24 protein-coding genes are annotated in these 22,635 nt (G+C 64.3%); 13 read left to right on the top strand and 11 right to left on the bottom strand.

The window, feature by feature from the left end:
• The first annotated feature begins 11 nt into the window (after positions 1-11).
• From AC07VL_RS25025 to AC07VL_RS24995, 7 genes are all read left to right on the top strand, one after another.
• Complete coding sequence (locus tag AC07VL_RS25025) at positions 12-410, top strand: hypothetical protein (RefSeq protein WP_494808238.1); 399 nt, start codon at positions 12-14, stop codon at positions 408-410.
• Positions 411-449: 39 nt separating this feature from the next.
• Complete coding sequence (locus AC07VL_RS25020; RefSeq protein WP_494808237.1) at positions 450-677, top strand: hypothetical protein; 228 nt, start codon at positions 450-452, stop codon at positions 675-677.
• A gap of 490 nt (positions 678-1,167) precedes the next feature.
• Entirely contained in the window at positions 1,168-2,601 is a 1,434-nt protein-coding gene (locus tag AC07VL_RS25015; RefSeq protein ID WP_494808236.1) for a serine hydrolase domain-containing protein, read from the top strand.
• Positions 2,602-2,962: 361 nt separating this feature from the next.
• Entirely contained in the window at positions 2,963-3,364 is a 402-nt protein-coding gene (locus tag AC07VL_RS25010; RefSeq protein ID WP_494808235.1) for a ribonuclease E inhibitor RraB, read from the top strand.
• On the top strand, positions 3,324-3,851 hold the full coding sequence (locus tag AC07VL_RS25005; RefSeq protein WP_494808234.1) for a hypothetical protein: 528 nt from the start codon (positions 3,324-3,326) through the stop codon (positions 3,849-3,851). Before AC07VL_RS25010 ends, AC07VL_RS25005 begins: the two co-directional genes overlap by 41 nt.
• A gap of 415 nt (positions 3,852-4,266) precedes the next feature.
• The gene (locus AC07VL_RS25000) at positions 4,267-4,653 is read left to right on the top strand and encodes a DUF6979 family protein (protein WP_494808233.1); all 387 of its coding nucleotides are present in this window, start codon (positions 4,267-4,269) and stop codon (positions 4,651-4,653) included.
• A 170-nt stretch (positions 4,654-4,823) separates the two neighbouring features.
• On the top strand, positions 4,824-5,474 hold the full coding sequence (locus AC07VL_RS24995) for a hypothetical protein (RefSeq protein ID WP_494808232.1): 651 nt from the start codon (positions 4,824-4,826) through the stop codon (positions 5,472-5,474).
• A 680-nt stretch (positions 5,475-6,154) separates the two neighbouring features.
• Here the strand turns inward: AC07VL_RS24995 and AC07VL_RS24990 are convergent.
• Positions 6,155-7,138, bottom strand: coding sequence for a site-specific integrase (locus tag AC07VL_RS24990; RefSeq protein ID WP_494808231.1), 984 nt, complete (start codon positions 7,136-7,138; stop codon positions 6,155-6,157).
• A gap of 257 nt (positions 7,139-7,395) precedes the next feature.
• On the opposite strand from AC07VL_RS24990, the gene AC07VL_RS24985 reads away from it, so the two are divergent.
• A complete protein-coding gene (locus AC07VL_RS24985) occupies positions 7,396-8,418 on the top strand; it encodes a DNA-binding protein (protein ID WP_494808230.1) in 1,023 nt (340 codons plus the stop codon).
• Positions 8,419-8,686: 268 nt separating this feature from the next.
• Here the strand turns inward: AC07VL_RS24985 and AC07VL_RS24980 are convergent, their stop codons facing one another.
• The 3 genes from AC07VL_RS24980 to AC07VL_RS24970 are packed head-to-tail and all read right to left on the bottom strand — an operon-like array spanning position 8,687 to position 10,287.
• Entirely contained in the window at positions 8,687-9,238 is a 552-nt protein-coding gene (locus AC07VL_RS24980; RefSeq protein ID WP_494808229.1) for a hypothetical protein, read from the bottom strand.
• Between the two features lie 8 nt (positions 9,239-9,246).
• Positions 9,247-9,681 carry a DUF1801 domain-containing protein gene (locus AC07VL_RS24975; protein ID WP_494808228.1) on the bottom strand — a complete coding sequence of 145 codons (435 nt, stop codon included), beginning with the start codon at positions 9,679-9,681 and terminating at the stop codon, positions 9,247-9,249.
• Between the two features lie 3 nt (positions 9,682-9,684).
• Positions 9,685-10,287, bottom strand: coding sequence for a hypothetical protein (locus tag AC07VL_RS24970; protein WP_494808227.1), 603 nt, complete (start codon positions 10,285-10,287; stop codon positions 9,685-9,687).
• A 215-nt stretch (positions 10,288-10,502) separates the two neighbouring features.
• On the opposite strand from AC07VL_RS24970, the gene AC07VL_RS24965 reads away from it, so the two are divergent.
• From AC07VL_RS24965 to AC07VL_RS24955, 3 genes are all read left to right on the top strand, one after another.
• On the top strand, positions 10,503-11,477 hold the full coding sequence (locus AC07VL_RS24965; protein WP_494808226.1) for a VirK/YbjX family protein: 975 nt from the start codon (positions 10,503-10,505) through the stop codon (positions 11,475-11,477).
• 23 nt (positions 11,478-11,500) lie between these two features.
• Complete coding sequence (locus AC07VL_RS24960) at positions 11,501-12,880, top strand: serine hydrolase (RefSeq protein ID WP_494808225.1); 1,380 nt, start codon at positions 11,501-11,503, stop codon at positions 12,878-12,880.
• 130 nt (positions 12,881-13,010) lie between these two features.
• Positions 13,011-14,375: a serine hydrolase gene (locus tag AC07VL_RS24955; RefSeq protein WP_494808224.1), complete on the top strand. Its 1,365-nt coding sequence runs from the start codon at positions 13,011-13,013 to the stop codon at positions 14,373-14,375.
• Positions 14,376-14,378: 3 nt separating this feature from the next.
• Here the strand turns inward: AC07VL_RS24955 and AC07VL_RS24950 are convergent, their stop codons facing one another.
• From AC07VL_RS24950 to AC07VL_RS24940, 3 genes are all read right to left on the bottom strand, one after another.
• On the bottom strand, positions 14,379-14,732 hold the full coding sequence (locus AC07VL_RS24950) for a hypothetical protein (protein WP_494808223.1): 354 nt from the start codon (positions 14,730-14,732) through the stop codon (positions 14,379-14,381).
• Positions 14,729-16,297, bottom strand: coding sequence for an EAL domain-containing protein (locus AC07VL_RS24945; RefSeq protein ID WP_494808222.1), 1,569 nt, complete (start codon positions 16,295-16,297; stop codon positions 14,729-14,731). Before AC07VL_RS24945 ends, AC07VL_RS24950 begins: the two co-directional genes overlap by 4 nt.
• A 231-nt stretch (positions 16,298-16,528) precedes the next feature.
• The gene (locus tag AC07VL_RS24940; RefSeq protein WP_494808221.1) at positions 16,529-18,025 is read right to left on the bottom strand and encodes an MFS transporter; all 1,497 of its coding nucleotides are present in this window, start codon (positions 18,023-18,025) and stop codon (positions 16,529-16,531) included.
• A gap of 63 nt (positions 18,026-18,088) precedes the next feature.
• Here AC07VL_RS24940 and AC07VL_RS24935 point away from each other — a divergent pair, with 63 nt between their 5' ends.
• Complete coding sequence (locus AC07VL_RS24935) at positions 18,089-19,006, top strand: LysR family transcriptional regulator (RefSeq protein WP_494808220.1); 918 nt, start codon at positions 18,089-18,091, stop codon at positions 19,004-19,006.
• Here AC07VL_RS24935 and AC07VL_RS24930 read toward each other — a convergent pair.
• The 4 genes from AC07VL_RS24930 to AC07VL_RS24915 form a co-directional block, all read right to left on the bottom strand.
• Positions 19,003-20,187, bottom strand: a complete 1,185-nt coding sequence (locus AC07VL_RS24930) for a low temperature requirement protein A (RefSeq protein ID WP_494808304.1) — start codon at positions 20,185-20,187, stop codon at positions 19,003-19,005. The genes AC07VL_RS24935 and AC07VL_RS24930 overlap by 4 nt on opposite strands.
• A 66-nt stretch (positions 20,188-20,253) precedes the next feature.
• Entirely contained in the window at positions 20,254-20,517 is a 264-nt protein-coding gene (locus AC07VL_RS24925) for a hypothetical protein (RefSeq protein WP_494808219.1), read from the bottom strand.
• A gap of 91 nt (positions 20,518-20,608) precedes the next feature.
• Entirely contained in the window at positions 20,609-21,556 is a 948-nt protein-coding gene (locus tag AC07VL_RS24920; protein WP_494808303.1) for a 2-hydroxyacid dehydrogenase, read from the bottom strand.
• Positions 21,557-21,742: 186 nt separating this feature from the next.
• Complete coding sequence (locus tag AC07VL_RS24915) at positions 21,743-22,402, bottom strand: hypothetical protein (protein WP_494808218.1); 660 nt, start codon at positions 22,400-22,402, stop codon at positions 21,743-21,745.
• Between AC07VL_RS24915 and AC07VL_RS24910 the strand changes: the two genes are divergently transcribed.
• Positions 22,401-22,635, top strand: a 235-nt coding sequence (locus AC07VL_RS24910) for a hypothetical protein (RefSeq protein ID WP_494808217.1), incomplete at its 3' end; no start/stop codon positions are given. The two genes, AC07VL_RS24915 and AC07VL_RS24910, sit on opposite strands and share 2 nt — an antisense overlap.

The following is a 22,635-nucleotide window of genomic DNA, read 5'->3' as shown; positions in this document are numbered from 1 at the left end:
AAGGAAGGTCCATGAGATATGCAAAAGGTTTGCGAACATTTATTGTTGCTCTAATTTGCATATGCACCACCGCCGATGCGAGCGAACTCCTCGACGTCTCGATGATCCAGCTCATAGCCAATCCCAGGCAGTATGACGGTACGTCGATTCGTCTGATCGCCTTCTTGAACTTAGAGTTCGAGGGTGATGCCCTATATCTGCATCGCGAGGATTTTGTTAAGTCTTTGCCATCAAACGCAATTTCGATATCGCTTACAGATCAACAATCTCGCAGTTCGAAGAAATTGAGTGGGGGTTATGTATTGGTCGAAGGTATCTTCAGTGCGAAGGACAAGGGGCATTTTGGTATGTTTTCCGGGTCGATTCAACAAATTACTCGCATACAGAGTTGGGAGCGCCGGCGAAAATGAGACGCCGACCCAGCGTCCGCTATGGGGCGGAACCTGCGGATGACTGCAACCGGCCAAAATCGGTCACTCGCGCGAGCAAGAAAAAATGGAAAGTCAAATAATGGTCTTGCTGAAGAGTCAACCAGCTATTCAGCAGATTCAGCCTCTGGCAGTGAAAGGCTGGCCGCCAGCGCTTTGCGCCGAACCCGCCACGGTGTGGTTGCTAAGCAGCAGAAAGATGAAATGGATATTTTGATGATTTTTTCTGGCAGAAAACTGCGGACATGAAAGCGCAGTTTTAGACGACCGGGTTAGCCGGAAGAAGAGCACGGCGCGGGGCTGGGTGGCAGTCTTGGTAACGCACTCAGCGCAACGATTGGAAAGAATTGATGGTTCGACTTGACTGTTCTGGCATCACCTTCGCCTCGCAACGTGACGAACGACATGCGTTCGAGTGGGGCATGCAAATTTCGGGCACGCTTCGGTGGGAGCAAGATACGCTTGTGACGAGGTCATCGAATCTCAGTCAAGCGTCCTTACGGGACTTGCTAGCACTTTTTTCCCGGTACCCAATACCCATGAAGCAGCTGGCTCAGTTCAGAAATACCAGGAATGAAGGTTGGTTTGCTGCTCCGAAGATGTATTGGTACAAACAGGTTTTCGGCTAGACGGCAACCGACCACGAGCGGACACTTCCCACCTGGCAGGGACCGCTACTTTGCCGCCCAACGAATAAAAACACGTCGCCGAGACGCCAAAGCGCCCGGTGGGCGGTTAGATGGAGAACAACATGTTTCGAGTTTTGCTAGCCTGTTTCTTGATGGTCGGTACCGCTGCAAAGGCGGACAATATCGAGCGCGACCTCGATGCCATCGTACAAAGCTACGGTAAGGTCGGCATATTCGCCGGCACGGTGCTGGTGGCGCATGACGGCAAGACCGTCTATGAAGCGGCCGTGGGCCTGGCCAATCGCGAGACCAATGTGCCAAACCGCGCCAACACGCGCTTTAACATTGGCTCCATCGGCAAGACCTTCACTGCGGTGTCCATCTTGCAGCTGGCCGAAGCAGGCAAGCTCAAACTAAGCGACCCGATCTCCCGCTTCCTGCCCGACATCCCTTACGCGGAGAAGGACACGATCACCGTCGCCCACTTGCTGAACCACTCGGCCGGCACCGGCAACTACATGGCGCACAAGGACTTCGCCGCGAACATGGGCAAGCTGCGCACCATTGACGCCTTCCTGCCCCTGATTTACGACCAGCCCCCCAGCTTTGCGGCCGGCAGCCGCTTCCAGTATTCGAATTCGGGCATGGTGCTGCTCGGCGCCGTCGTCGAAAAAGCCAGCGGCCAGTCCTACCGCAACTACCTGCGCGACCATATATTCAAGCCTGCCGGCATGACTGACAGTTCGCTCACCCTCGAAGACGAGCCATTGTCTAAGCGCGCGATCGGCTACACCCGCAACGGCGACGGCAGCATAAGCTCCAACGTGAGGTCAGTCCCCCCGCCGTCCTCCGATGGCGGCATGCGCACGACCACGCGCGATATGCTGCGCTACGATCAGGCGCTTAAGCGAACGGCGTTGTTGTCCGAAGCGAGCAAGGCAGCCATGTGGACCCCTGTGGGACCGGACAAGGAATACGCCTTCGGCTGGTGGCGCAAGAGCGCTTTCGGCGACACCGTCATTGGCCATAATGGCGGTGCGCCCGGCATCGAAGCGGTGTTCCGCCGCTACCAGGGCAGCGGCTATACGCTCATCGTCCTTTCCAACACGGGCATGGGAGCAAGCGACGTTGCCGAGAAGATCGAGGCACGCCTGTACGGCAAACCGGTGCAACTGGCCGTGCAGGCCGATTCCGACATGATGCTAGCCCTCGATCTGGTGATGCGCGGCGACCTGCGCGGCGCCGCCAAGCTGTATGACCGCAATCCGAGCCACGCACCGTCGGTGTACCAGGCTGCAAGGACCCGCATCGACGGCGGCTATGAAACCACCGAGGCGATAGCACTGCTGGATCGCTACCTGGGCTTCGACGCCGCAGTCCAGGTGGCGCCTCCCGCTGGTGCCTGGTGGCGCAAAGGCATGGCCTACGAGCAACTGGGCGACAAGGCCAAGGCGCGCGCGAGCTATATGCAGTCGCTGGCGCTCGATCCCGCGTTCGACAAGGCCAGGCAGGCGCTGGCGAAGCTCGATACGCCAAAGACCTGAGGCCAGGCGTGGCGAGGGCGCGAATCGGGCGGCGCTTCCGCCTGTGCCGGCATGCCGTAATGGCGCACAACATGGGCCACCCGAAGGCGGTAGTGGGCGAAGATGTCGCCTCGCCTGCTTCCTGAACGGCGCGGTGCGGTGCGGTTCGAGGTTGCGCCGGCGCTTATGGATACGTAGGCTACGCTCAAAACGGATTCGCGCTTTCCAGAAGCCGGAAAACCAGTTGCACGTGCATCGCCCGTAGGTCTGCATCGGGGCGGAACCTGCCAACGACGGCAAGCGGCCAGAAGCAGACAGCCAGCCGTCGTTGGCCAATGTGCCCACCACATTTTTATACTAGATCAAGAAAGATCACATCTCTATGCAGCCACTTCGCCTGTTAACCTGCGCGACGTTGGTAATTGCATGGTTTGCAGCATCGACAGTCTTTGCTCAAACGTCAATTGCCGAACAACAGGATGCACGGGTCATAGAAACGCTGCGTCAGAACGGCGCGGATTTTACCAAAGTACATGACATCGATTTTTTTCTTGTCTTTACACGAAAGGACGACGCGGTTGCCACTGCAGAGAAAATCAGTACCTTGGGATACGCGATTGTAGGCGTTGGCCAGCCGCCCACCACGAAGCAATGGGAAATTCACGCCAAGCGCAAGATGGTGCCAGAGTTGCAAGCAATGCAGGCGACTACACGCGCGCTGCAATCCCTGGTGGAAGTTCGCAATGGGTATTACGATGGCTGGGGTGCCGTCGGAGTCAAATAGCGGAATTTGCGGGACAGACGGCTTCATTGCGGCCACCGGCGGCAACCGGCCAGAAGCGGACAATCAGTTATCCAATTTCGCTAGGATGAACTCTTTTCTCACTAACAGCAATTTGCATATGAGTCTTATACCTGTTGGCTTTATTCTTGGTGGATTTTTACTTGCCGCCGTAATTTCTGAGCGGTCATTGCGATACGGTGATGAGACGCAGCATGGCCGTTTGCTCAAGGAGACTGCAACTTTGAGGAAGATGCACCTTGTAGGGATTCCACTTCTTCTTTTGCTTAGTTACTTCTTTCCCATGGCATTCTGGCCCGGTCTCACGGGATACTTCATTTGTGCTACTTGGATGGCCGCTACACGAATCCGGACATTGGAGCTTCCCCGTAAGCTTCAACAGATGCAAATTGCGTCAGTAGCTTCGTTGGCATCTGGCGCGGGATTAGGATGGATTGCGGCCTCACTTGCTTTGCCGAACAACGTCTGACGGTCTGAGTTCGGCCAAGAGCGGCCACTTGAAATTTTTGGAAAAAAGCTATGCATTTTAGTACCTTATCAATACACGACGCTACGCTTTCAGCCATCTACGTCAGCTGGGAGGCCGCCCGATGCGATATACGTTTACTGCCAGTTGGCTTGCCACCTCATATGCTTGTATTTGAAGGATTTACAAGCATCGAACTTCCAAGACGCAAGAGTTGGGGACCGTCCTCATCTGTCAACAGTTCTGCGGAATTAAAGACTGGGCAATTTGAAATAGAGCTGCAGTCTGGCGACACGCTTAGGATTGAAGCCGCCCATTGGTCATTTCGGCCGGAAGTCGGCTGACGGCAAGCGGCCAACACCGGACGTTGCTGCGTAACAGGAGTCTAAGCCTCAGCAATCAATTTACCGAGGTAGTCATGGGAAAATATGGAGTGGCAGCAATCGCTGCGGTTCGCGCATACACCGAAGGAAAGGCGGCAACGGTAGAGGATGCTTGGGCCGTTGCCGTCCAGGAGATTTTTCCGAATAGCCCATCCTCGCAGGCAAAGTGCTGCCCAAGGGCAACATTCCTTGGTATTTGCGAGAGCGGAAAAATTATTGGAATTCCCCGTGGCAAATACACTAGGTCTCAGAAAAATAAAATCTATGGACTGAAAGCGCTTGAATTGCTTCACGCCACCCCTAGCCTTGCCGACGATGAGGCGACCCTTTGGAAACTGGTACTCTCTGGTCAAAGCAAGGCTCCAAATCATCAAATGGAGGTCACATCTTCGCTTTGGAAAGCAGGACTAGTGAATAGGTAGGCCTGAGGGTAAAAGCTTTCTGTCGCTGAAATGGAAATCGCCTCGCATATTCAGGAAGGAGCGGGCGCGCCGGGTTCACGAAAGCGGCGCAAACGAAACGATTGGCTGTATCTGGTTATACGAGCGAAAAAACAGGTCGCAGAGTCCTGTCCATATTGGAGTCTTTTGCAATGGATATTTCTGAACTTTGGCACTCATCTAATTCCTCGGCTTGGGAGCAGGCATTGCAACGCTACTGGCATTTTGTCAAGTTGCAAAATATTGAATTGGAACATGCGCTGAACGCATTGGATAAAAATAGGCTTCAGCGGTTCACGCCACAAGAATGGTACGACTTCCTACGTAACGAGTACTTCCGCTGGAAATACACTGCGGACAATCGCTACGCCACAACCACTAGCCATCTCAGGAAGTACACTGAAACCAATGAACTGAGCGCATTGGACAGCGTCCGGAAAAAACTCCTGAATCTGGACCCCAGCAATATTCGCTTGGGCCTCTGCACCGCGACAGAAATAAAGGGCCTGGGAATAGCCGGCGCATCGGGGTTACTTTCATTGATGTACCCTGAGCACTTCGGAACTGTCGATCAATTTGCTGTTAAGGCCTTGGCGCAGATAGAGAGCCTACCAGAGGCGAGCGCCATATCGAAAATGAACCAAAAGAACAAGAAGGGCGATCTGAAACAACTGCGCTTACCTGATGGAGTACTGTTAGTCGATATCTATGCCCGAAAGGCTAAAGAATTGAATCACTTACTTGGCTCTACGGAATGGACGCCGCGTAAGATCGATATGGTGCTTTGGGTTGGTGGTAGATAGTGCATGAACGTCCTGCTGCCCAACTGATTGGGCAAGCTGCTGACGCCAACCTTATGGCTCCTCCCACCCCAGTCGCAGTGCCCCTTCCCCGGCGCAGCTTACCTCGGAGGAGGTCAATGTCCGCTTCGGGAAAAATCCAATGACTCCTTTGGGGCGGCAGCGGACGGTGCCATTGGGGTCTTAGACACTCCTGATCCATAGTTCTTGAAAGATGAGAAACCGATGGATCGTGTTGGAGCTCAGGCGTCCTGCCAGGCAACGGGGCTGCGATCCCGTCTCTGCCTGATCCAACGACGAGATCGGGTCTGCCGTGCCAATCGCCCTGCCCTGCAGCGGCTACTACGGCGCTCAAGCAAAAGCTACTTGAGCTTTTCGGTGGATTCCACCATGAACTCTTCCGTTGTTAAACCACTTGCAACGTTAATCACGGTTTTCGCGGTACGCGGAGCACTCAATTCGAGTGCTCTTTTGCATCATTTCCGCTCTACAACGATGCATTTAAGTTAAAGTGTTGCGTTGATCGATTGAGTCCGCAGCCAAAAGCGGCCATCCATTGTTAGCGGCCCCGATACGGGACCAAAATATTTTCTTGACCTCTATGCTCGAAATTTTTTCTCCGTTTAGTTACGCCCCAGATGTCCTGCCGCTGTAGTGATGCCAGCCAAGGGTGGTCGGCCGCCTCACCTCACCGGCTTGCCCTTCGCCTTCAACAAGCTGCCCGCCGCATTTTCCTCGAAACGCCCCGCCTCCTCGATGTAGCCATGCACGGTGCCGTCGTGGCGCCAGCCGCCCTGGCGCTTGATGGCCTGGAAATCGGCGCCGGCCCGGTGCGCGCTGGTGGCCATGCCGCGGCGCAGGCTGTGGCTCGATAATTCCGGCACGTAATCGAGTCCTGCCAGCCGGGCGCAGCCTTCCAATATCGTGTTGATACTGCTCGCGTGCAATCCTTTTCCTCCCACGTGGCCCCACTGATTGACCGTGCGCAATAGCGGCCCCGTGCGGATGTGCGCCGCGTCCAGCCAGGCGCGCAAGGCCGTGGCCGGGCAGCAGACGCCGTCGCCGAACGGGATCGCCTTGACGATGCCCTCCCCCAATTGATCCGTTTTCGAGCGGGGCAAGGTGATCACCAGGCCCTGCTTTTCCCAGCTCACGTCTTCCACCGTCAATCCCGCCAGTTCGCTGCGCCGGAAAGCGCCAAAAAATCCCAGCTGCAGCAAGGCGCTGTCGCGCAAGGCTTTCGTCGTGCCCAGCGCGTGCAATTTTTCCACGATGGTTTCCAGGTCTTCCAGCGGCAGGGCCTTGGCCTTCTTTTTCGGCTTGCCATGCATGCGCGCGATGCCGGCCAGCGTCTTGCGCACGGTGGGCGTGGACGCCGGGTCGGCAAAGCCCTGGTACACATGCCATTGCGACAGGGCCGTCAGGCGCAGGGCCAGGGTGCGGGCGTTCAGGCTGTCCGCATACGCCAGCAGGTAGCGGATGACGGCAGACTCGTCGGCGGGCAGCGCCCCGCCCCAGGCCTGGAAGTGGCGGATGGCGGAGCGGTAGGTGCGGCGCGTGTTGTCCGACGTGGCGGCGGCGAGAAACGCCCGGTGGCGCGCGGCCAGCCCGGCGTCGACGAGGGCGCCGTGTAACGGCGCATCAGCGATCGCGGTGTTTTTTGGCACGGCAAGGCGGCGTTTAGTCAGGGGCAAATCGGGCATGGCAGTGGCGATATCGTGGCGGTGTACTGGGAGATACGCAGAATACCATGCAAACCACCCCCATAACACGCGATAAGCAATCTTATAGCGCCTTATATTTTTCAAAATAGAGTAAAATTTATATCGTAATATTATTCAATATTACGTATCATGTAATACGTTACTAAATTTCGCTCATAGGTGATTTCATGGCCCGCACTGGCATTCTGTACTCTGATGTTATGAAAGCAGCCCAGCTCGTTGCTGCCGATGGGCGCAATCCCACGGTCGACAGCGTGCGCGAAGCGCTGGGCAGCACGGGCAGCAAGAGCACCATCGCGCCCCTGCTCAAGCGCTGGAAGGAAGAGTTCCAGGGCGCGGGCGCCGTGAAAACGGAAGCGGGCTTGCCGGTCGAACTGATGGAGGCGATGCGCGGCGTCTATGACAAGCAGCAGCGCGACGTGGCGCAGCAGCTGGAAACGGGCATGCAGCAACACCGCGCCGAACGCGACGCGGCGCTGGAAACACTGAAGAAGACGGAGAGCGAACGCTTGAAACTGACGGAGGCGCGCGCCGCCCTCGCCCAGGAATTGCGCGCCACGCAGCACGCGCTGGCGCAGCTGAAGGAAGAACACCATTTCCGCGCCGTCACCCTGGCCACCCTGCACAGCGACAACGCGGGCCTGACGCAGCGCCTGGCCGACCGGAGCGAGGAAATCGCCGCCCTGAACCGCCAGCTGGCGCAGGTGCGCTCGCAGTTCGACCATTACCAGGAAGCGGCCGCCGCCCAGCGCAGCGAGGAACGGGCCCAGGCGCAGCAACGGATCAGCCGGCTGGAGCAAGACAACGCCCAGCTGCAGCAGCGCCTGCAAGGCCAGCAAGCGACGCTGGTGCAGCAGGACATGCGCCTGGCCCAGCTGCAGGCGGAGCACGCGCGTCTGGCTGACGAAGCGGCCACCGACCGTGCAGCGCTGGCCACCGTGCGCCCCGAGCGCGACCAGTTCGAATTCCAGTACCTGCAGGCGGCCGCCTCCGCCGACGCCCTGCTGGCCAAGCTGGACGCGGCCTTGCAGGCGCTCAACGATGCGCGTGTGGCGCTGGCCGCGCAGGACAAACAGCTCGACTTGCTGGCGGAAAATGCGCAGGCATCGCAGCAAAAAATGAAAACATTGGCGCAGGAGCGCGACGGCTTGCTGCGCGAGCATGCCGGCATGGCGGCACGCCTGACCCTGCTCATGGACAGGCAGGAACAGCGCGGCGCCTGACGCCGCCGGCAAGGGACGCGATATCGGCGATGACCGCCACGCAGCGCGCGACGGCGCCACGCTGGCAGCGCCGCGATGCGGCGGCGTTCAGCGAACGGCCCGCTGCCCGCCTGCGCGGTGCACGCGTGCAACAAGCAATGGCCGTCCGGCGCGCCAGCTGCCACCGGAAGTATCACGCTTCCCGCCCCACCGTGCCCAGGCTGTTGCCGCCAAGTCCATGGTGGGCGCTGGCGCAGGGACGCGCCCTGGCCGGCACACCCTCGGCAGGCTACAGGCGGCGGTTCAGCACGCTGTCGATATCGTGGGTTTTCAGTTCCACCTGGCGCGTGCCGTCCTGCAGCCAGTAGCCGTCGTCGCCCTGTTCCAGGGCATCCATGTCTAGCGTGCCCAGCCATGGCGGGATGGCCCCGGCCAGCAGCCGGGCCGCGTCGTCCCACGCCGCATACAGCAGTTTCAAGTACCAGCCGTCGTCGTGGGCAAAGGCGAGGAAGCGGCCGCGCAGGGCCGGCAGCGGGGCGCGCGCGCCGCCGTGGTCGAGCATCGCGGCCATGTCCCCGTCCAGGCAGGCCGGCCGCCGGCCCTGGCCATCCGCCTGCCAATCGGCCCAGGCATGGCTGCCCCAGGCGTGCATATCCTCGTGCGCCAGGGCCGGCAATTGCTGCGGCGCCAAGCCCTGCCAGACGGCGGGTTTCCTGGCCGTTCCGGCGCCGCCCCTGCGCAGGACGATGCCGTCGGCCCTGACCAGGACCGGAATGACATCCCTGAATTCCAGGCCGGAAGCGACCAGCATGCGCTCGGCCGGGTCGTGCCAGATGTACAAATACGGCCTCACGTGGCGGACCGTTTCGGCTTTTGCGCCGTGTTCAGCGCCACGGCGGCGCGGATCAAGGCCTTGAACGCCGCGACATCGAGCCGTGCGCCTTCGTGCAAGTCGATGGCGCGGCGCGTGTTGCCGTCCAGGCTGGCGTTGAACAGGCCGGCCGGATCGGACAAGGCGGCGCCCTTGGCGAAGGTGAGCTTAACGGTCAGCTTGTAGGTCTCGCCCGTGCAGAGCATGCCACCGTGCGACCACACGGGCACGCCGCGCCATTTGACTTCCTCGACCACGTCCGGGTCCGCCTGGTGGATCAGGGCGCGCACGGCGGCCAGGGTCTGCCCCCGCCAGTCCGCCAGCGAGGCGATCTTCGCGTCGATCTGGCTGGCGGCGGGCATGGCGTCCTGCGCCCCGTCATCGGGCGGCAAGCCCGCTTCTGCTTTTTTCATGCTTTAGTTCTCCTTGACTGCGCCCTCGCCTTGCCGCCCGGGTGCGGCCATGCAGGCGGCAAGCGAGGCGATGAGCTCGCCCCGCAGCGCCTGGTATTGGGCATCCGTCGCGAAGTCGCGGGGATCGGCAGGCTGGTTCAGCAGGTAGGCGGTGGCCACCGTGCCGCTGGCGGCGTGCAGCAGCGTATACATGCTGATGATGCCCGGCGCGTGCGCGATGCTGGGGTTATTCAATCCTAGCACTTCCACGCCATCGCGCGCGTCCGTTTCCAGCGGCCGCTGCTGCGGCAGCCTGGCCTTGGCGCCCATTTCCTGCATCTGCGCGACGATGACCTCGCGGTCGGCGGCAAAACTGCCTGCGGCGCTGCGCTCGATCTTCAGGTTCGCGACGGGCAAGCTGCTGCTGCGAAACAGCATCAGCCGGTAGCCATCGGCCGTCGATACCTGCCGCTCCGCCGCCGCCAGCTTGACGGTGCGCGTCGTCGCGCCGGCCGGCAGGCGGTCCTGCGTCCGCGCCTGGAACGGCCCCCGCTGGATGCACCGGGCCAGCGGCGCCAAAGGGTCGGCAGCGCGGTCCTGGGCGTGGGCGCCCAGCGCGGCTGGCAAGCAAGGGGCGGCGTGTCATGGGGCGACATTCTTCATGGTGGCAAAGTGCGTGGAGCATACCCGTAGGTATTGCCAGAAGGCAAATTGTCATTTAGTTGCCATCCTCTACATCGCCGTGGCCATGGGCTTTCTTCATATGAACTTCACCTGGCCTGCGTAGCATTCAGGCTGGCCAGGCTCTCATCGTGCAGCGCCTGCCATTTCCGGGTGGACCCATGACTGACATTGCCATCAATTCGCGCGCGCGCCACGGCGCAGCCCTGCCGCGCCGCGCCCACGGCCACCGCCTGAAGGCGGCGCTGGGCGCCCTGTTCTTTCCCCGCCAGCGCACGCGCTGGCAGGCATTCCTGGACAGCATGCCGGGCCTCGATTCCCTGGCCCAGCTGCATCCCTGCCTGCGCTTCAAGATCTACCGCCCTTACGCCTCGCGCCAGCTGGGCTGCGCGGCGCGCCTGGCCTTGCTCGAAGGCCATTACCGCTTCCTGTGGCAGGCCGGCGCCCGCGCGCTGGTGGAGCGGGCGGCGCGCCAGCCCCTCGTGCTGGCCGCCTTCGCCGGCAAGGATGGGGCGCTGTACCGCCTGCAACTGACGGCCATCCACGACAGTTACCGCGAAGGCGAGCTGTGCCTGCGCCTGACGCGCGACGGCCTGCCCCTGTACCTGGCCAGCTTCCTCTTCCTGCCGCGCGCGGACGGCGTATCGCTGCAGCTGGGCGCCCTGCAAGGCCTGCGCTCGGAAGCGGGCAAGCTGGCCGTCAGGGAAGCGACGCGGGCCCTGCACGGCTGCCGGCCAAAGAACCTGATGGTCACGGCCCTGCGCGATGTGGGCGATTTTTTTGCCTGCAATAATGTGTTTTTGATCAGCAACGACAACCGCATCGCCCTGAATGCGCGCCGGCGCCGCCATATCGCCGCCGACTACGACCAGGCGTGGCAGGAATTGCACGCCTTGCGCATGTGCGACGGCAATTATTACCTGCCCTGTGCGGCGTACAGGGCACCCGACCTGGCCGCGGTGCCATCGAAAAAGCGCGCCGACGCGCGGCGGCGCGGTGAATTGCTTCAATGCATGACGAATGACATGCGCGCGCAGCTGGCGGCCCTGCTGCACGCGCCAGCGGCCATGCCAAGTACGCCATCTTGCCAAAACAGCCATCCTGGCGGCGAAGATGCTATGCTTTCTTTTTATTAACAACCAACCTGACGGAACCGACGATGCCCCTACGCCTGCGCACCTTGCTGCTCCCCATCCTGTCCCTGTCCGGCGCCGCCGCCCTGGCCGCGCCCGTGCTCGATGCCGCCGTGCGCGAGCGGGCAGAAACACTGGTGCGTGACGGCAAGCACGCCAGCCTCGTCATTGCCGTGATCGACGGCAAGGACAGCGCCGTCTACGGCTTTGGCCGCGCGCAGCCCGGCGACGCGGGCGTGCCCGATGCGGACACCGTGTATGAGATCGGCTCCCTGACGAAAACCATGACAGGCCTGCTGCTGGCGGACGCCGTCGTGGCGGGCAAGGCGCGCCTGGACCAGCCCGTGGCCGAGCTGCTGCCCGCCTACGCCATCCCTGCCCTTGCCGGCCAGAAAATCACGCTGGGCCAGCTGGCGACGCATTTTTCCGGCCTGCCGCGCCTGCCCGCCAACCTGGCGCCGGCGGACATGAACAATCCCTACGCCGACTATGGCGACGCGCAGCTGCGCAGCTTCTTGGCTGGCCATGCGCTGGCGCGCGCGCCGGGCGCCGCGTATGAATACTCGAACCTGGCATACGGCTTGCTGGGCACGGCCCTGGCCGCGCAGGCGGGCATGTCCTACGCGGACTTGCTGCAGGCGCGCCTGTTCCGCCCGCTCGGCATGGCTTCCAGCGCGGCGGTGACGACGCCCGCCCTGCGCGCGCGTCTGGCGCCGGGCCACCTGGGCGACGGCAAGCCGGCCGCGAACTGGGATTTCCAGGCCATCGCGGCGGCCGGCGCCGTGCGCTCCAGCGCGCGCGACATGATTGCCTACATGCAATCGTACATGCGGCCCGCCGGCCCGGCGCAGCAGCTGGCCGTGCAGCCGCGCCTGGCGCTGGCCGGCGAAGGCGATGGCGACGGCGTGAAAAAGATCGGCCTGGCGTGGATGCTGGACCGGGTCAAGGGCCAGCCGCTCGCCTGGCATAACGGGCAGACGGGCGGCTATGCCAGCTTTGCCGGCTACACCCTGGATGGCAAGCGGGGCGTGGTGGTGCTGAGCAGCACGGCGCGCGAAGTCGACGCCCTTGGCATGGGCACCTTGGTGCCCGGCAGCCTGCCGCCGCTGCCGCAGGCCGGCGCGGCGCCCCGGGAAATCGCCATCGCGCCCGCCGACCTGGCCCAATACACGGGCCAGTACGCGCTGCTGCCCACCTTTGTCCTCAGCGTGCGCCAGGGGCCGGACGGTTTGCTGGTGGGCGCCACTGGCCAGCCCGAAGCGCCCGTGTATGCCAGCGCGAAAGACACTTTCTTTTACAAGGTGGTCGAGGCGCAGCTGGTGTTCCAGCGCGATGCCCAGGGCGCCATCACCGGCCTCGTCCTGCACCAGAATGGCCAGGCCATGCCGGCCACGCGCAAGCCTTGATCTTTAAGCAACAATGACATAAAACTCAGGCAACCTTCATGTAGCGGGCCTATGCTCGGCGTTCATTCCAGCCACCTTATCCGGGGGCTGGCGTGAACTTGCCGTTCCGTTCAACTCTTGACAGGTTCCCATGACACCCACCCTCGCCCTCCTTCCCCTTTGTCTGCTGGGCACGGCCGCCCTGGCCGCGCCCGTGCTGGACGATGCCGTACGCCAGCGCGCGGAGGAACTCACGCGCAACGGCATGCATGCCAGCATCGTCATCGCCGTCATGGACGGCAGGGACAGCGCCGTCTACGGTTTTGGCCGCGCGCAGACAGGCAAACCCGGCAAGCCGGACGCCAAGCCGGATGCCGACACCGTCTACCAGATCGGTTCCGTCACCAAGACCATGACGGGCCTGCTGCTGGCCGATGCCGTCGCCGCAGGCAAGGCCACCTTCGACGAACCGGTGGCGACGCTATTGCCGGGCTATACGGTGCCCGCCTTCGAGGGCAAGGCCATCAGCCTGCTCGACCTGGCCACGCATTATTCCTCGCTGCCGCGCCTGCCGGACAATTTCGCGCCGGCCAACCCCGCCAATCCGTATGCCGACTACACGGCAGCGAAGCAGCGGCAGTTCCTCGCCGCCTACCGGCTGCCGCACGCGCCGGGCACGGCATTTGACTACTCGAACATTGGCTACGCCGTGCTGGGCACGGCCCTGGCGGCGCGGGCGGGCAGCAGCTACGAGGCGCTGCTGCAGTCGCGCATCGCCGTGCCGCTGGGCATGCGCTCCACGTCGAACCAGCCCACGCACGGCATGCTGGCGCGCCTGGCGCCCGGCCACCTGCTGTCGGGCGAGCCGGCGCCCGCGTGGGACTTGAACGTGGTGGCGCCGGCCGGCGGCGTGTATTCCAGCGCGCGCGACATGGTTGCCTACTTGCAAGCGTACATGTTCAAGCCCCTGCGCCCGTATGCGCTGGCGATCAAGCCGCAGCGCCCGCTGGCGCCCGGCAGCGACATCCACATCGGCCTGGCATGGCTGCTGCAGCAGCAACAGGGTCTATCCTACGCCTGGCACAGCGGCCAGACGGGCGGCTACACCAGCTATGCGGCGTTCACGACGGACGGCAAGCGGGGCGTGGTGGTCTTGACGAACACGGCGCGCAGCGTCGACGCCCTGGGCCTGTCCGCCTTGCTGCCCGGCACGCCGCTGCCGCCGCTGAAAAAGCCGCCGGCGGCCATCGCCGTGCCGCGCGCAACGCTGGCCGAGTACGTTGGGGACTATCCGTCGGGGGCGGAATTCACGCTCAGCGTCACCCTTGGCAAGGCCGGCCTGGAAGCGGCCGGCACGGGCGTCGGCTCGGCGCCCCTGTTTGCCAGCGCGAAAGACCAGTTTTTCTTCCGCGCCATCGACGCGGAACTGGCATTTACGCGCGACGCCACGGGCAAGATAGTCAGCGCCGTGCTCACGCAGGGCGGACAGGACGTCGTCCTGCCGCGCAAGCAGTAAAACTCAGCGTGCCGGCCCGCGCATGAACTGCTCGACCCGCTCGATGAACGCCGCCCTGCTGCGCGTGCGAAATTCGCCCAGAAAAGCCTCGCTGCCGTGGACGGCCTTGCCGTGGCGGTCGTATGCCACCTTGCCCATCTCCAGCACGAATTCGCCCTGTGGGTCGTCCTCCGGCTCGAAATGGGAATTGAAGCAGTAGCCGCTGTCGCGGCAGTGGCCCCACAGCAGCAGCGCGCTGCTGAACCATTCCATGGTGTCGGGGCCGGGGTCCACCTCGAACAGGGTGTTGACGGTGATGTGCCAGCCGCCGGGCACGCGCAGCGGCTGCAGCGGATAGGGAAAGCGGGTTGGGGTCATGGGGCAGAGGGCGCGCGGCGGCTTGCGTAAAAGGCGAGGAAGTCCGGGGCCGGCAGCGCTTTGGCGAACAACCAGCCCTGGCCGAATTCAACCTTGCGTTCCAGCAGATAATCGGCTTGCTGCTGCGTTTCGATGCCTTCGGCGACGATCAGCATGTTCAGGGTGCGCGCCATGGCGATGATGTGCGGCGTGACGCTGCTGGTGGCGGCGTCCGTGCCGATGGTGTCGACGAAGGATTTGTCGATCTTCAGGGCGTCGAGCGGCAGGTTTTGCAGGCTCGACAGGCTTGAGTATCCCGTGCCGAAGTCGTCGATGGCCACGGCGTGGCCGCGCGCGCGGGCCTTTTCGATGGTGGCGCGGGCCGCTTCCACATTGATGAAGCCCCGCTCCGTCGCTTCCAGCCAGATTTGCTGCGCCTCAATGCCCGTGCCGGCCAAGGCCCGCTCGAGCACGTCGAGCACCCGGCCCGTCTCGATATCGCTGGCGCACAGGTTGATGGCGATGTGCAGGTCGCGGTCGGCCAGCAGCGCGGCGCGCATGTCGGCGATGACGCAAGCGATCACCTGGTCCGTGATGGGCAGAATCAGCTCGCTTTCCTCGGCCACGGGGATGAACAGGTCGGGCCGTATCATGCTGCCGTCGGGCCGGCGCCAGCGTATCAGCGCCTCGGCGCCCACGCACACGCCCGTGTCGAGCGCGATGATAGGTTGATAATGGACAAAGAATTCGCGCCGCTCGACCGCCGTTTCCAGTTCGCCGCGCAGCGACAGGCGCCGGCGCGACAGCCACACGACGATGCCGAAGATAAAGGCGGCCATCAGCAGTCCCAGCGGCAGGAGCAGCAACTGTTCGCGGCGCAGCCTGTCGTTCAGCTTGCTGCGCGGCTCGATCATGACGGCCGTCAAGCCGTCGCGGTACAGGATGGCATGGATGCTGCCATCGGGCTCGGCCCCGGCCGCCGCGGGCAGGCCGGCGAGCAAGGCTTGCACCTGTGCGGGGTCCGGATGGTGCAGGGTGTCGAGCACGCCTTCCTTGCCGATGGCTACGGCCATCTGGATATCGCTGTCGACGATGACGTCGGAAAAGCGCACGGGATCGATCAGTACCTTGTAGGCACGGTAGGACAGCCCCACCATGCGCTTGCCGCCGCTGACGACGGGGCGCAGGTTGAAATCGATGCCCATGCCATTGTCCAGGGTGAAGTCGGCGGGCGTGACGGCGATGCGCGCCTCTTCGGGTCCCGTGGACGTGCATTTGAGCAAGCCGTTTTCCACATAACCAATATCGTCGATGCTGCGCGTGGTGATGGTGATGCGGCGCAATTGCTGGATATGCGCTTCCGAGCACGGCGCCAGGTCCAGCGCATCGGCGCTGCGCAGGGCGGCGCTGGCCGACGCAATGGAGCGGTGGGCGCGCTCGAGCGCGTAGCCGGCCAGCAGGCGCAGGCGCTCCTGCTCGCCCTGCTCGGCGCGCACGGACGATAAATAAAAGGCCAGGCTCAGGGGCGCGGCCACGCCGATGACGGCCACCAGCACGCTGGTGATGATAATGCGTTTTCTGCGCATGCGATTCTCCGCACCGAACATAACCTACTGCGCGTCGCGATTTGCGGCTTCCGATGCTCACTGCCTCGGCGGCCCCGTGCTTCGCACAGCTCCGCTTCTCAGCCACAACTCACTGCCGCTCGCTACGGTTCTGTTCGGCGCTCTTGATTGATCGTGTTATATGATTGCCATGTATTTCTCGATGGCATCATATTACAAGTGCAGGCCGCGCACGTGCATCTTGCTGAAGAGTTACACTTTTTCCAGCGGCCTGGCCAGCACGAACACCAGCGCCGCCACCACGGCTGCCAGCGCGCCCGCCAGGTACAGCACGCCGGCAAAGCCGTCGATGAAGGCCTGGCGCGCCGCTTCCTGCGCCACGGCCCGCAGGGCGGGCGGCAGCTGGCCGAAGGCGTCGGCCGCGTTGCCGGCAACGATGCGCCCTATCATCTCGGGCGAAGCCTTCAGGCCGTGCAGCCACGCCAGCCTGTCGAACGAGGCGGCCGTGCGCATGGCCAGCACGGCGCCCAGGGCGCCCACGGCCAGCACGATGCCGACGAAGCGCGTGGTGGTGCTGATGCCGGAACCCATGCCCGTGCGCTCACGGGGGATGCAGGCGAGGATGGCCTTCTGGGTCGTGCCGTTGAGCAAGCCGGCGCCCGCCCCCGTCACGACCATGCCGGCCGCCACCCAGCCGTATTGCAGGCTGCCGGCGGCCAGGGCCGTGGCGACATTGCCCACGGCGACGATCAGCAGGCCCGTCACGAGGATGCCGCGGTCGTCCAGGTGGCGCATGACGCGCGGCGCCAGCCGCGAAAACAGCACCATGGCGACGGCGAACGGCAGCATGGCGCAGCCGGCCAGCACGGCGGAAAAGCCGAAACCGTTCTGCAGGTATAGGGGCAAAAACGTCATCATCACCTGCGCGGCGATGGCGTAGCCGAACATGCCCAGCACAGCGCCGACGAAGACGCGCCGGCCGAACAGGCTCAAATCGACCATGGGCGCGCGCTGGCGCCGTTCCACCACAATGAACACGGCCAGCAGCGCCGCGCCGGCCAGAAAGCGCAGCGTAGTGGCGCGGCTGGACCAGCCTGCCACGCTGGCGTCGATCAGGCCCCAGATGATGCAGAACAGGCCGGCGGAGAACAGCGCCGCGCCCAGGGGGTCGAAGCTGGCGTTGGACGTATCCTGCGACTCGTCCACGTGCTTGCGCACCAGCCACATCAGGATGGCGACGACGGGCAGGTTCAGGTAGAAAATCCAGCGCCAGTTGATGGCGCTCGTGACGAGGCCGCCCAGCAGCGGCGCCACCGTCATGGCCACGCCCATGGCTGCGCCCCACACGGACCAGGCCCGCGCCCGTTCCTGTTCCGGGTGGAAGGTGTGGCCGATGACGGCCAGGGCGGACGTCAGCAGCAGCGCGGCACCCAGGCCCTTGACGGCGCGCGCCACGTTGAGCACGAACGGCGTCCACGCCAGGCCGCACAGCAGGGAGGCCAGCGCGAACACGGCCAGGCCGCACAGCATCACCCTGCGGCGTCCCAGGCGGTCGGCGATACTGCCAGCCGGCAACAGGAACGAGGCGAACGCCAGCATGTAGGCACTGACCACCCATTCCACGTCGACGAAGCTGGCGTTCAGGCTGCGGGCGATCGAGGGCAGCGAGACGGCCACGACGTTGGTGTCGAGCATGATCAGCGCGCACACGCCCGAGCACGTATATAAAGTCCAGTTGGTGTTTTTCATGCCTGTATTTTAAGCAGGCTTGTATTATTTCCTGTTATAAGACAAGCGCCTTATAATTCACCGATGGTGAATACTGAAAAATCCCTGGAACTGCGGCATTTCCGCTGCGTGCTGGCCGTCGCGCACAGCCTGCACTTTGCGCGGGCGGCGGCGGAGCTGGGCATCTCGCCGCCCGCCCTCACCAAGCAGGTGCAGGAAACGGAAAGCCTGCTGGGCACGCGGCTGTTCCAGCGCAGCAAGCGCGCCGTAGCCCTGACGGCGGCGGGCGAACTGTTCGTCATCGAGGCGCGGCGGGCGATGCAGCAGCTGGCGCAGGCGCAGGAAACGGCGCGGCGGGCGGGACGGGGCGAGCTGGGACGGCTGGAAATCGGCTACGTGGCCTCGGCCGCGTATGCCGGCGTGCTGCAGGGCCAGTTTGCCCGCTTCCGCGCCAGCCACCCCGGCATCCGCATCAGCGCGCGCGAATACGCGATGGATGCCCTGCCGGCACTGCTGGACCAGGGCCGGGTCGACCTGGCCTTCGTGCGCCCGCCCCTGCACTACCCGGACGGCATCGACAGCGTGGTGCTGCTGCGCGACCGCTTCTTGCTGGCCGTGCAGGCCGACAGCCCGCTGGCGCAGGCAGACGTGGCCAGGCCTGGCGCGGCGCAGCCGGCCGCGCTGGCGCAGCAAGCCTTCATCGTGCCGGAACAGGAATGGGGAACATTGGAAGTGAGCCGGCGCGGCGGCTTTGCGGCGCAGGTGGCGTCGCGCCCCGGCAGCCTCGTGGCCGTGCTGACGGAAGTGTCGCTGGGCGTGGGCTGCGCCATCGTGCCCCACTCCGTGATGGCCAGCGTGCAACTGCCTGGCGTGGTATTCCGCGAACTGGCGGGCCCGCAGATCAGTTCGGAAATCGCGGCGGCCTTCCGCCGCCACGAACAGGCGCCCGCCGCGCGCGCCTTCATCGGGCAATTGCGCGCGGCGGCGCTGCCTGAAAATTAAGGGTCCAGTTCCGGCGCGGGCCGGCGCAGCGCCATGTGTTCCCACACGGCCACCAGGACCAGCACGCAACTGGTGATGCAGGCCAGGGTCAGGGGCGCATACAGGCGTCCGTAGGCCATGGGGATCAGCGCCAGGATGATCAAGATGCCCAGCAGGTGCGACAGGGGCGGCGCGGCGCGGTCGCTGCTGACCCATTTGAACAGGGCATTGCCCAGCAGGTACAGGATCGGGCCGCCCAGCAAGGCGCTGATGCCGGCGAAGCTAGCCTCGTCCGGATGCACGAGGGCCAGTTCGTCGGCCACGGCGGACACGATCACGCCGCCCACGATCAGCACGTGGATGTAGGTGTAGGCCTTGCGCGCGATGCTGCCCGGGTCCTTCGCGTGGGCGATGCGGTGGTGGCCCGCCTCGGCGCCCGTGTCAAAATAGATCCACCACATGGCGATGCTGCCGACCAGGGCGGACAGGAAACCCAGCCAGTTACCGGCCGTCCATTCGAGGCCGGCGAACGTGGCGCCCGTCACGAGCAGCGATTCGCCCAGGGCGATGATGACGAACAGGGCGCAGCGTTCGGCCATGTGGCCGCCGTCGACGTCCCAGTCGGCCGTCGACGACTGGCCCAGGCCCGGCACGCCGAAGCGCAGCCACGGGCCGGCCAGGTCGATCGCCAGGGCCGCGGCCCACCAGAACAGGCGCTGTTCCGGGTCGGCCAGGCCGCCGGCGATCCAGAAGATGCCGGAAAGCACGGCCCACAGGCTGATGCGCTGGAAATTGCGGCGGCGCGACAGGGTATCGCCGCGCACGGCCCACCAGGCAAACAGGGGGCGCCCGACCTGCATGGCCACGTAGGCAAGCGCGAAGGCCAGGCCCCGCGTGCCGAACGCTTCGGGGATCGAGGCCGACATGAGCAGGCCGCCCAGCATCAGCACGAACAGGCTGACGCGCACGGGGATGCGCTCCGGGTCCAGCCAGTTGGTGATCCACGAGGTGAAGATCCACACCCACCAGACGGCCATCAGCAGCAGGCCCGTCTGCAGCCAGCCCATGGCGCTCAGGTGGCCCAGCAAGCCGTGCGACAGCTGCGTCACGGCAAACACGAACACGAGGTCGAAGAACAGCTCGATCATGCCCACCTTGCCGCTGTCCTGCCCGCCGCGCTTGCGCAACAGCGATTTTGTCAATTCCATAGCTACTCTTTCATCAATTCAATCCTGGCCGTACTGGCGATGCTGCCTCAGGCGGACGGCTCAGGCGCGTTGTAAACGCCACCACAAAAAACCGGCCAGCAAGGCTGGCACGGCAAAAATTACTGCAAAAATCGGTAGTTCCTCGGTCACGGAGTAGCCGGCCGCGAGCACGCCCACGGCCAGGTTGATGCCGGCGCCCAGCAGCCACAGGGGAATGAACGCCAGGGCCGCCTGCGCCATCGCGCCCCTGCCCCGCCCCACCAGCAAACACAGTGCCAGCAGCGCGAAGCCCGCGCCCATCACCAGCAAGGTATGCATCGCCATCCCTTTCGCCAGAACATCGTATAAAAATGCCATGCAACTGATGCTAACGCATTTCCCCGGCGTCCGGCGCGATGGGCGGACGTGGCAGGTCTCAGACGGGCGTGGGCAGCGGCAGGCCGGCGAAATGCGCCGCCAGGTTGTCGACCACCAGCTGGCCCATCGCATGGCGCGTTTCCACGGTCAGGCTGCCCACGTGCGGCGTCAGCACCACATTGGGCAAGGCGCGCAGGGCGGCGGGCACGCGGGGTTCGTCCGCAAACACGTCGAGGCCGGCCGCGCCCAGGTGGCCGTCCTGCAAGGCGGCGATCAGCGCATCCTCGTCGACGAGGGCGCCGCGGGCGATATTGATCAGGGTGCCTTGCGGCCCCAGCGCATCGAGCACGGGGCGGTCGATGATCTTGCGCGTGGCGGGCGTGCCCGGCGCGCAGACGATCAAATAATCGCTTTCCTGCGCCAGGGCCAGCAGCGATTCGGCGCGCGGCACGTCGGTGCCGGCAATGGCGCGCGGCTGGAAGTAGCGCACGTGGACGCCAAAGACGGCCAGGCGCAGCGCGATGGCTTGCCCGATCTGGCCGAAGCCGAAGATGCCGGCCGTCTTGCCGCGCAGGCTGGACGCGGGGGCGATGGCCTCGCGGCGCTCCCAGCCGCCGTCGCGCACGAAACGGTCGAGCGCGGCGATGTGGCGGGCGCTGGCCAGCAGCAGGCCCAGGGCGATGTCGGCCACGTCGTCCGTCAGCACGTTCGGCGTGGTGGTGACGGCGATGCCGCGCGCCCGTGCCGCGTCGAGCGCCACGCCATCGAGACCGACGCCATTGACGGCGATGATTTCCAGGGCGGGCAGCCGTGCCATGTCCGCCGCGCTCAGGCCCAGCGCGCCCGTCGTGACGACGGCGCGGATGGCCGGCGCCCGCGCGGCCAGCCACGCATGGCGCTCGTCCGGCGCCACTTGCCAGGCGTGATGGCAGGCGTACTGTGCTTCCAGCTGCGCGTTGACGGCAGCCGAGGGGCTGGGGGCGAGAATGAGGATATCGGGTGGCATGGGCGTCCAGGGTGGGGTAGGCATGGTTTCAGACCAGACGCAACTTAGCATATTTGACGCCCCGCCGGGGAAGGTGGCGCCGGAATCGCCGTCAAAACCCTGCTCCGGGCACGGTCTTTGCGCGCGCCACCGTGCCGCGGCCTGGCGCCCGTCGCGCCAGTCAGCGCCTCCTGCTGGATCAGGCGACTAGCCCGGGCAAGGCACGCGTTTTAGCTTGCCGCCCGTCTTGAACGGATCGGCGCCCGCGCCCGGGTTCTCGCCCATGGCGTAGCAGGTCGAACCGCCCGGCGTGCGCACGCGCGAGGCGGGCCGGCCATCGGCCGTCAGATAGTCCTCCACCGTCAGCACGGGACCGCCGCGCCAGGCCGAGGCCAGCTGTTTCTGGAATGCCGTGTCGCTCGCCAGGTCCGCCGCGGCCAGCCACGGCTTGTCTTTCTTCAGCTCGGCCCGCAGCGCCTTGTCGGCGGCACCCGCCGCCTGGCGCGCGCGCGTGCGCAAGTCTTCCCCGGACACGGCAGGCACGGCGGCAGGCACGGTGATCGCCTCGGCGGTGACGGCAGCCGGCTCGGGCTGCGCCTGCGCTGGCGCAGTGGCCGGCGCGGCGGGCGCCACGAACCGCGCCCGCGGCATGGGCATCGGCAAGGGCATGGGCGGCGTTGCCGGCAGCGGCCGGGGCGGCATCAGCGTCATGAAGGCCACTTCCGTGTACTGCTTCAGCTGCCGCGCCGGCAGGAGCAGGAAATACAGGCCCAGCACGTGCATGGCGAGGATCAGCGCGACGGCCGCGCCTTTCGCGCTGAAGCGCCAGGTGCGGTGCGGGAAAGCGGGCTGGTCTTGGTCAAGCATGGGCAACAACATCCGGTGGGCGCAGTGCGCGATGCCACAGTGTAACGATCATGGCGCGAACGTGTTAATCAATCCGCAAGGTATCGCCTGGCGCGCCTTTTCTCTGCAAAATCCGGTGCCTGCCGCCCGCCCTGTTGCACGGCGCGCCATTTTATTAGGCTATGTCACCATCAAGTGTGGGAACGCTCCCAACGTTGCCTTCAATAAGGTTTCTGGCGAGCGGATGCGCCCGG

This window comes from Janthinobacterium sp. GW821-FHT03C08 (assembly GCF_059420905.1).
Note: the sequence above shows the minus strand (reverse complement) of the source record. Positions and strands in the feature narration are given on the sequence as shown.

What these genes read in the sequence shown, in the direction of transcription:
- AC07VL_RS24965 (WP_494808226.1), top strand. Translation starts at nt 10,503, where the DNA reads ATGACTGACATTGCCATCAATTCGCGCGCGCGCCACGGCGCAGCCCTG.
- AC07VL_RS25025 (WP_494808238.1), top strand. Translation starts at nt 12, where the DNA reads ATGAGATATGCAAAAGGTTTGCGAACATTTATTGTTGCTCTAATTTGC.
- AC07VL_RS24925 (WP_494808219.1), bottom strand. Translation starts at nt 20,517, where the DNA reads ATGGCGATGCATACCTTGCTGGTGATGGGCGCGGGCTTCGCGCTGCTG.
- AC07VL_RS25000 (WP_494808233.1), top strand. Translation starts at nt 4,267, where the DNA reads ATGGGAAAATATGGAGTGGCAGCAATCGCTGCGGTTCGCGCATACACC.
- AC07VL_RS24940 (WP_494808221.1), bottom strand. Translation starts at nt 18,025, where the DNA reads ATGAAAAACACCAACTGGACTTTATATACGTGCTCGGGCGTGTGCGCG.
- AC07VL_RS24955 (WP_494808224.1), top strand. Translation starts at nt 13,011, where the DNA reads ATGACACCCACCCTCGCCCTCCTTCCCCTTTGTCTGCTGGGCACGGCC.
- AC07VL_RS24915 (WP_494808218.1), bottom strand. Translation starts at nt 22,402, where the DNA reads ATGCTTGACCAAGACCAGCCCGCTTTCCCGCACCGCACCTGGCGCTTC.
- AC07VL_RS24960 (WP_494808225.1), top strand. Translation starts at nt 11,501, where the DNA reads ATGCCCCTACGCCTGCGCACCTTGCTGCTCCCCATCCTGTCCCTGTCC.
- AC07VL_RS25020 (WP_494808237.1), top strand. Translation starts at nt 450, where the DNA reads ATGACTGCAACCGGCCAAAATCGGTCACTCGCGCGAGCAAGAAAAAAT.
- AC07VL_RS24920 (WP_494808303.1), bottom strand. Translation starts at nt 21,556, where the DNA reads ATGCCACCCGATATCCTCATTCTCGCCCCCAGCCCCTCGGCTGCCGTC.
- AC07VL_RS24985 (WP_494808230.1), top strand. Translation starts at nt 7,396, where the DNA reads ATGAAAGCAGCCCAGCTCGTTGCTGCCGATGGGCGCAATCCCACGGTC.
- AC07VL_RS25015 (WP_494808236.1), top strand. Translation starts at nt 1,168, where the DNA reads ATGGAGAACAACATGTTTCGAGTTTTGCTAGCCTGTTTCTTGATGGTC.
- AC07VL_RS24950 (WP_494808223.1), bottom strand. Translation starts at nt 14,732, where the DNA reads ATGACCCCAACCCGCTTTCCCTATCCGCTGCAGCCGCTGCGCGTGCCC.
- AC07VL_RS24945 (WP_494808222.1), bottom strand. Translation starts at nt 16,297, where the DNA reads ATGCGCAGAAAACGCATTATCATCACCAGCGTGCTGGTGGCCGTCATC.
- AC07VL_RS24995 (WP_494808232.1), top strand. Translation starts at nt 4,824, where the DNA reads ATGGATATTTCTGAACTTTGGCACTCATCTAATTCCTCGGCTTGGGAG.
- AC07VL_RS24975 (WP_494808228.1), bottom strand. Translation starts at nt 9,681, where the DNA reads ATGAAAAAAGCAGAAGCGGGCTTGCCGCCCGATGACGGGGCGCAGGAC.
- AC07VL_RS25010 (WP_494808235.1), top strand. Translation starts at nt 2,963, where the DNA reads ATGCAGCCACTTCGCCTGTTAACCTGCGCGACGTTGGTAATTGCATGG.
- AC07VL_RS25005 (WP_494808234.1), top strand. Translation starts at nt 3,324, where the DNA reads ATGGGTATTACGATGGCTGGGGTGCCGTCGGAGTCAAATAGCGGAATT.
- AC07VL_RS24935 (WP_494808220.1), top strand. Translation starts at nt 18,089, where the DNA reads ATGGTGAATACTGAAAAATCCCTGGAACTGCGGCATTTCCGCTGCGTG.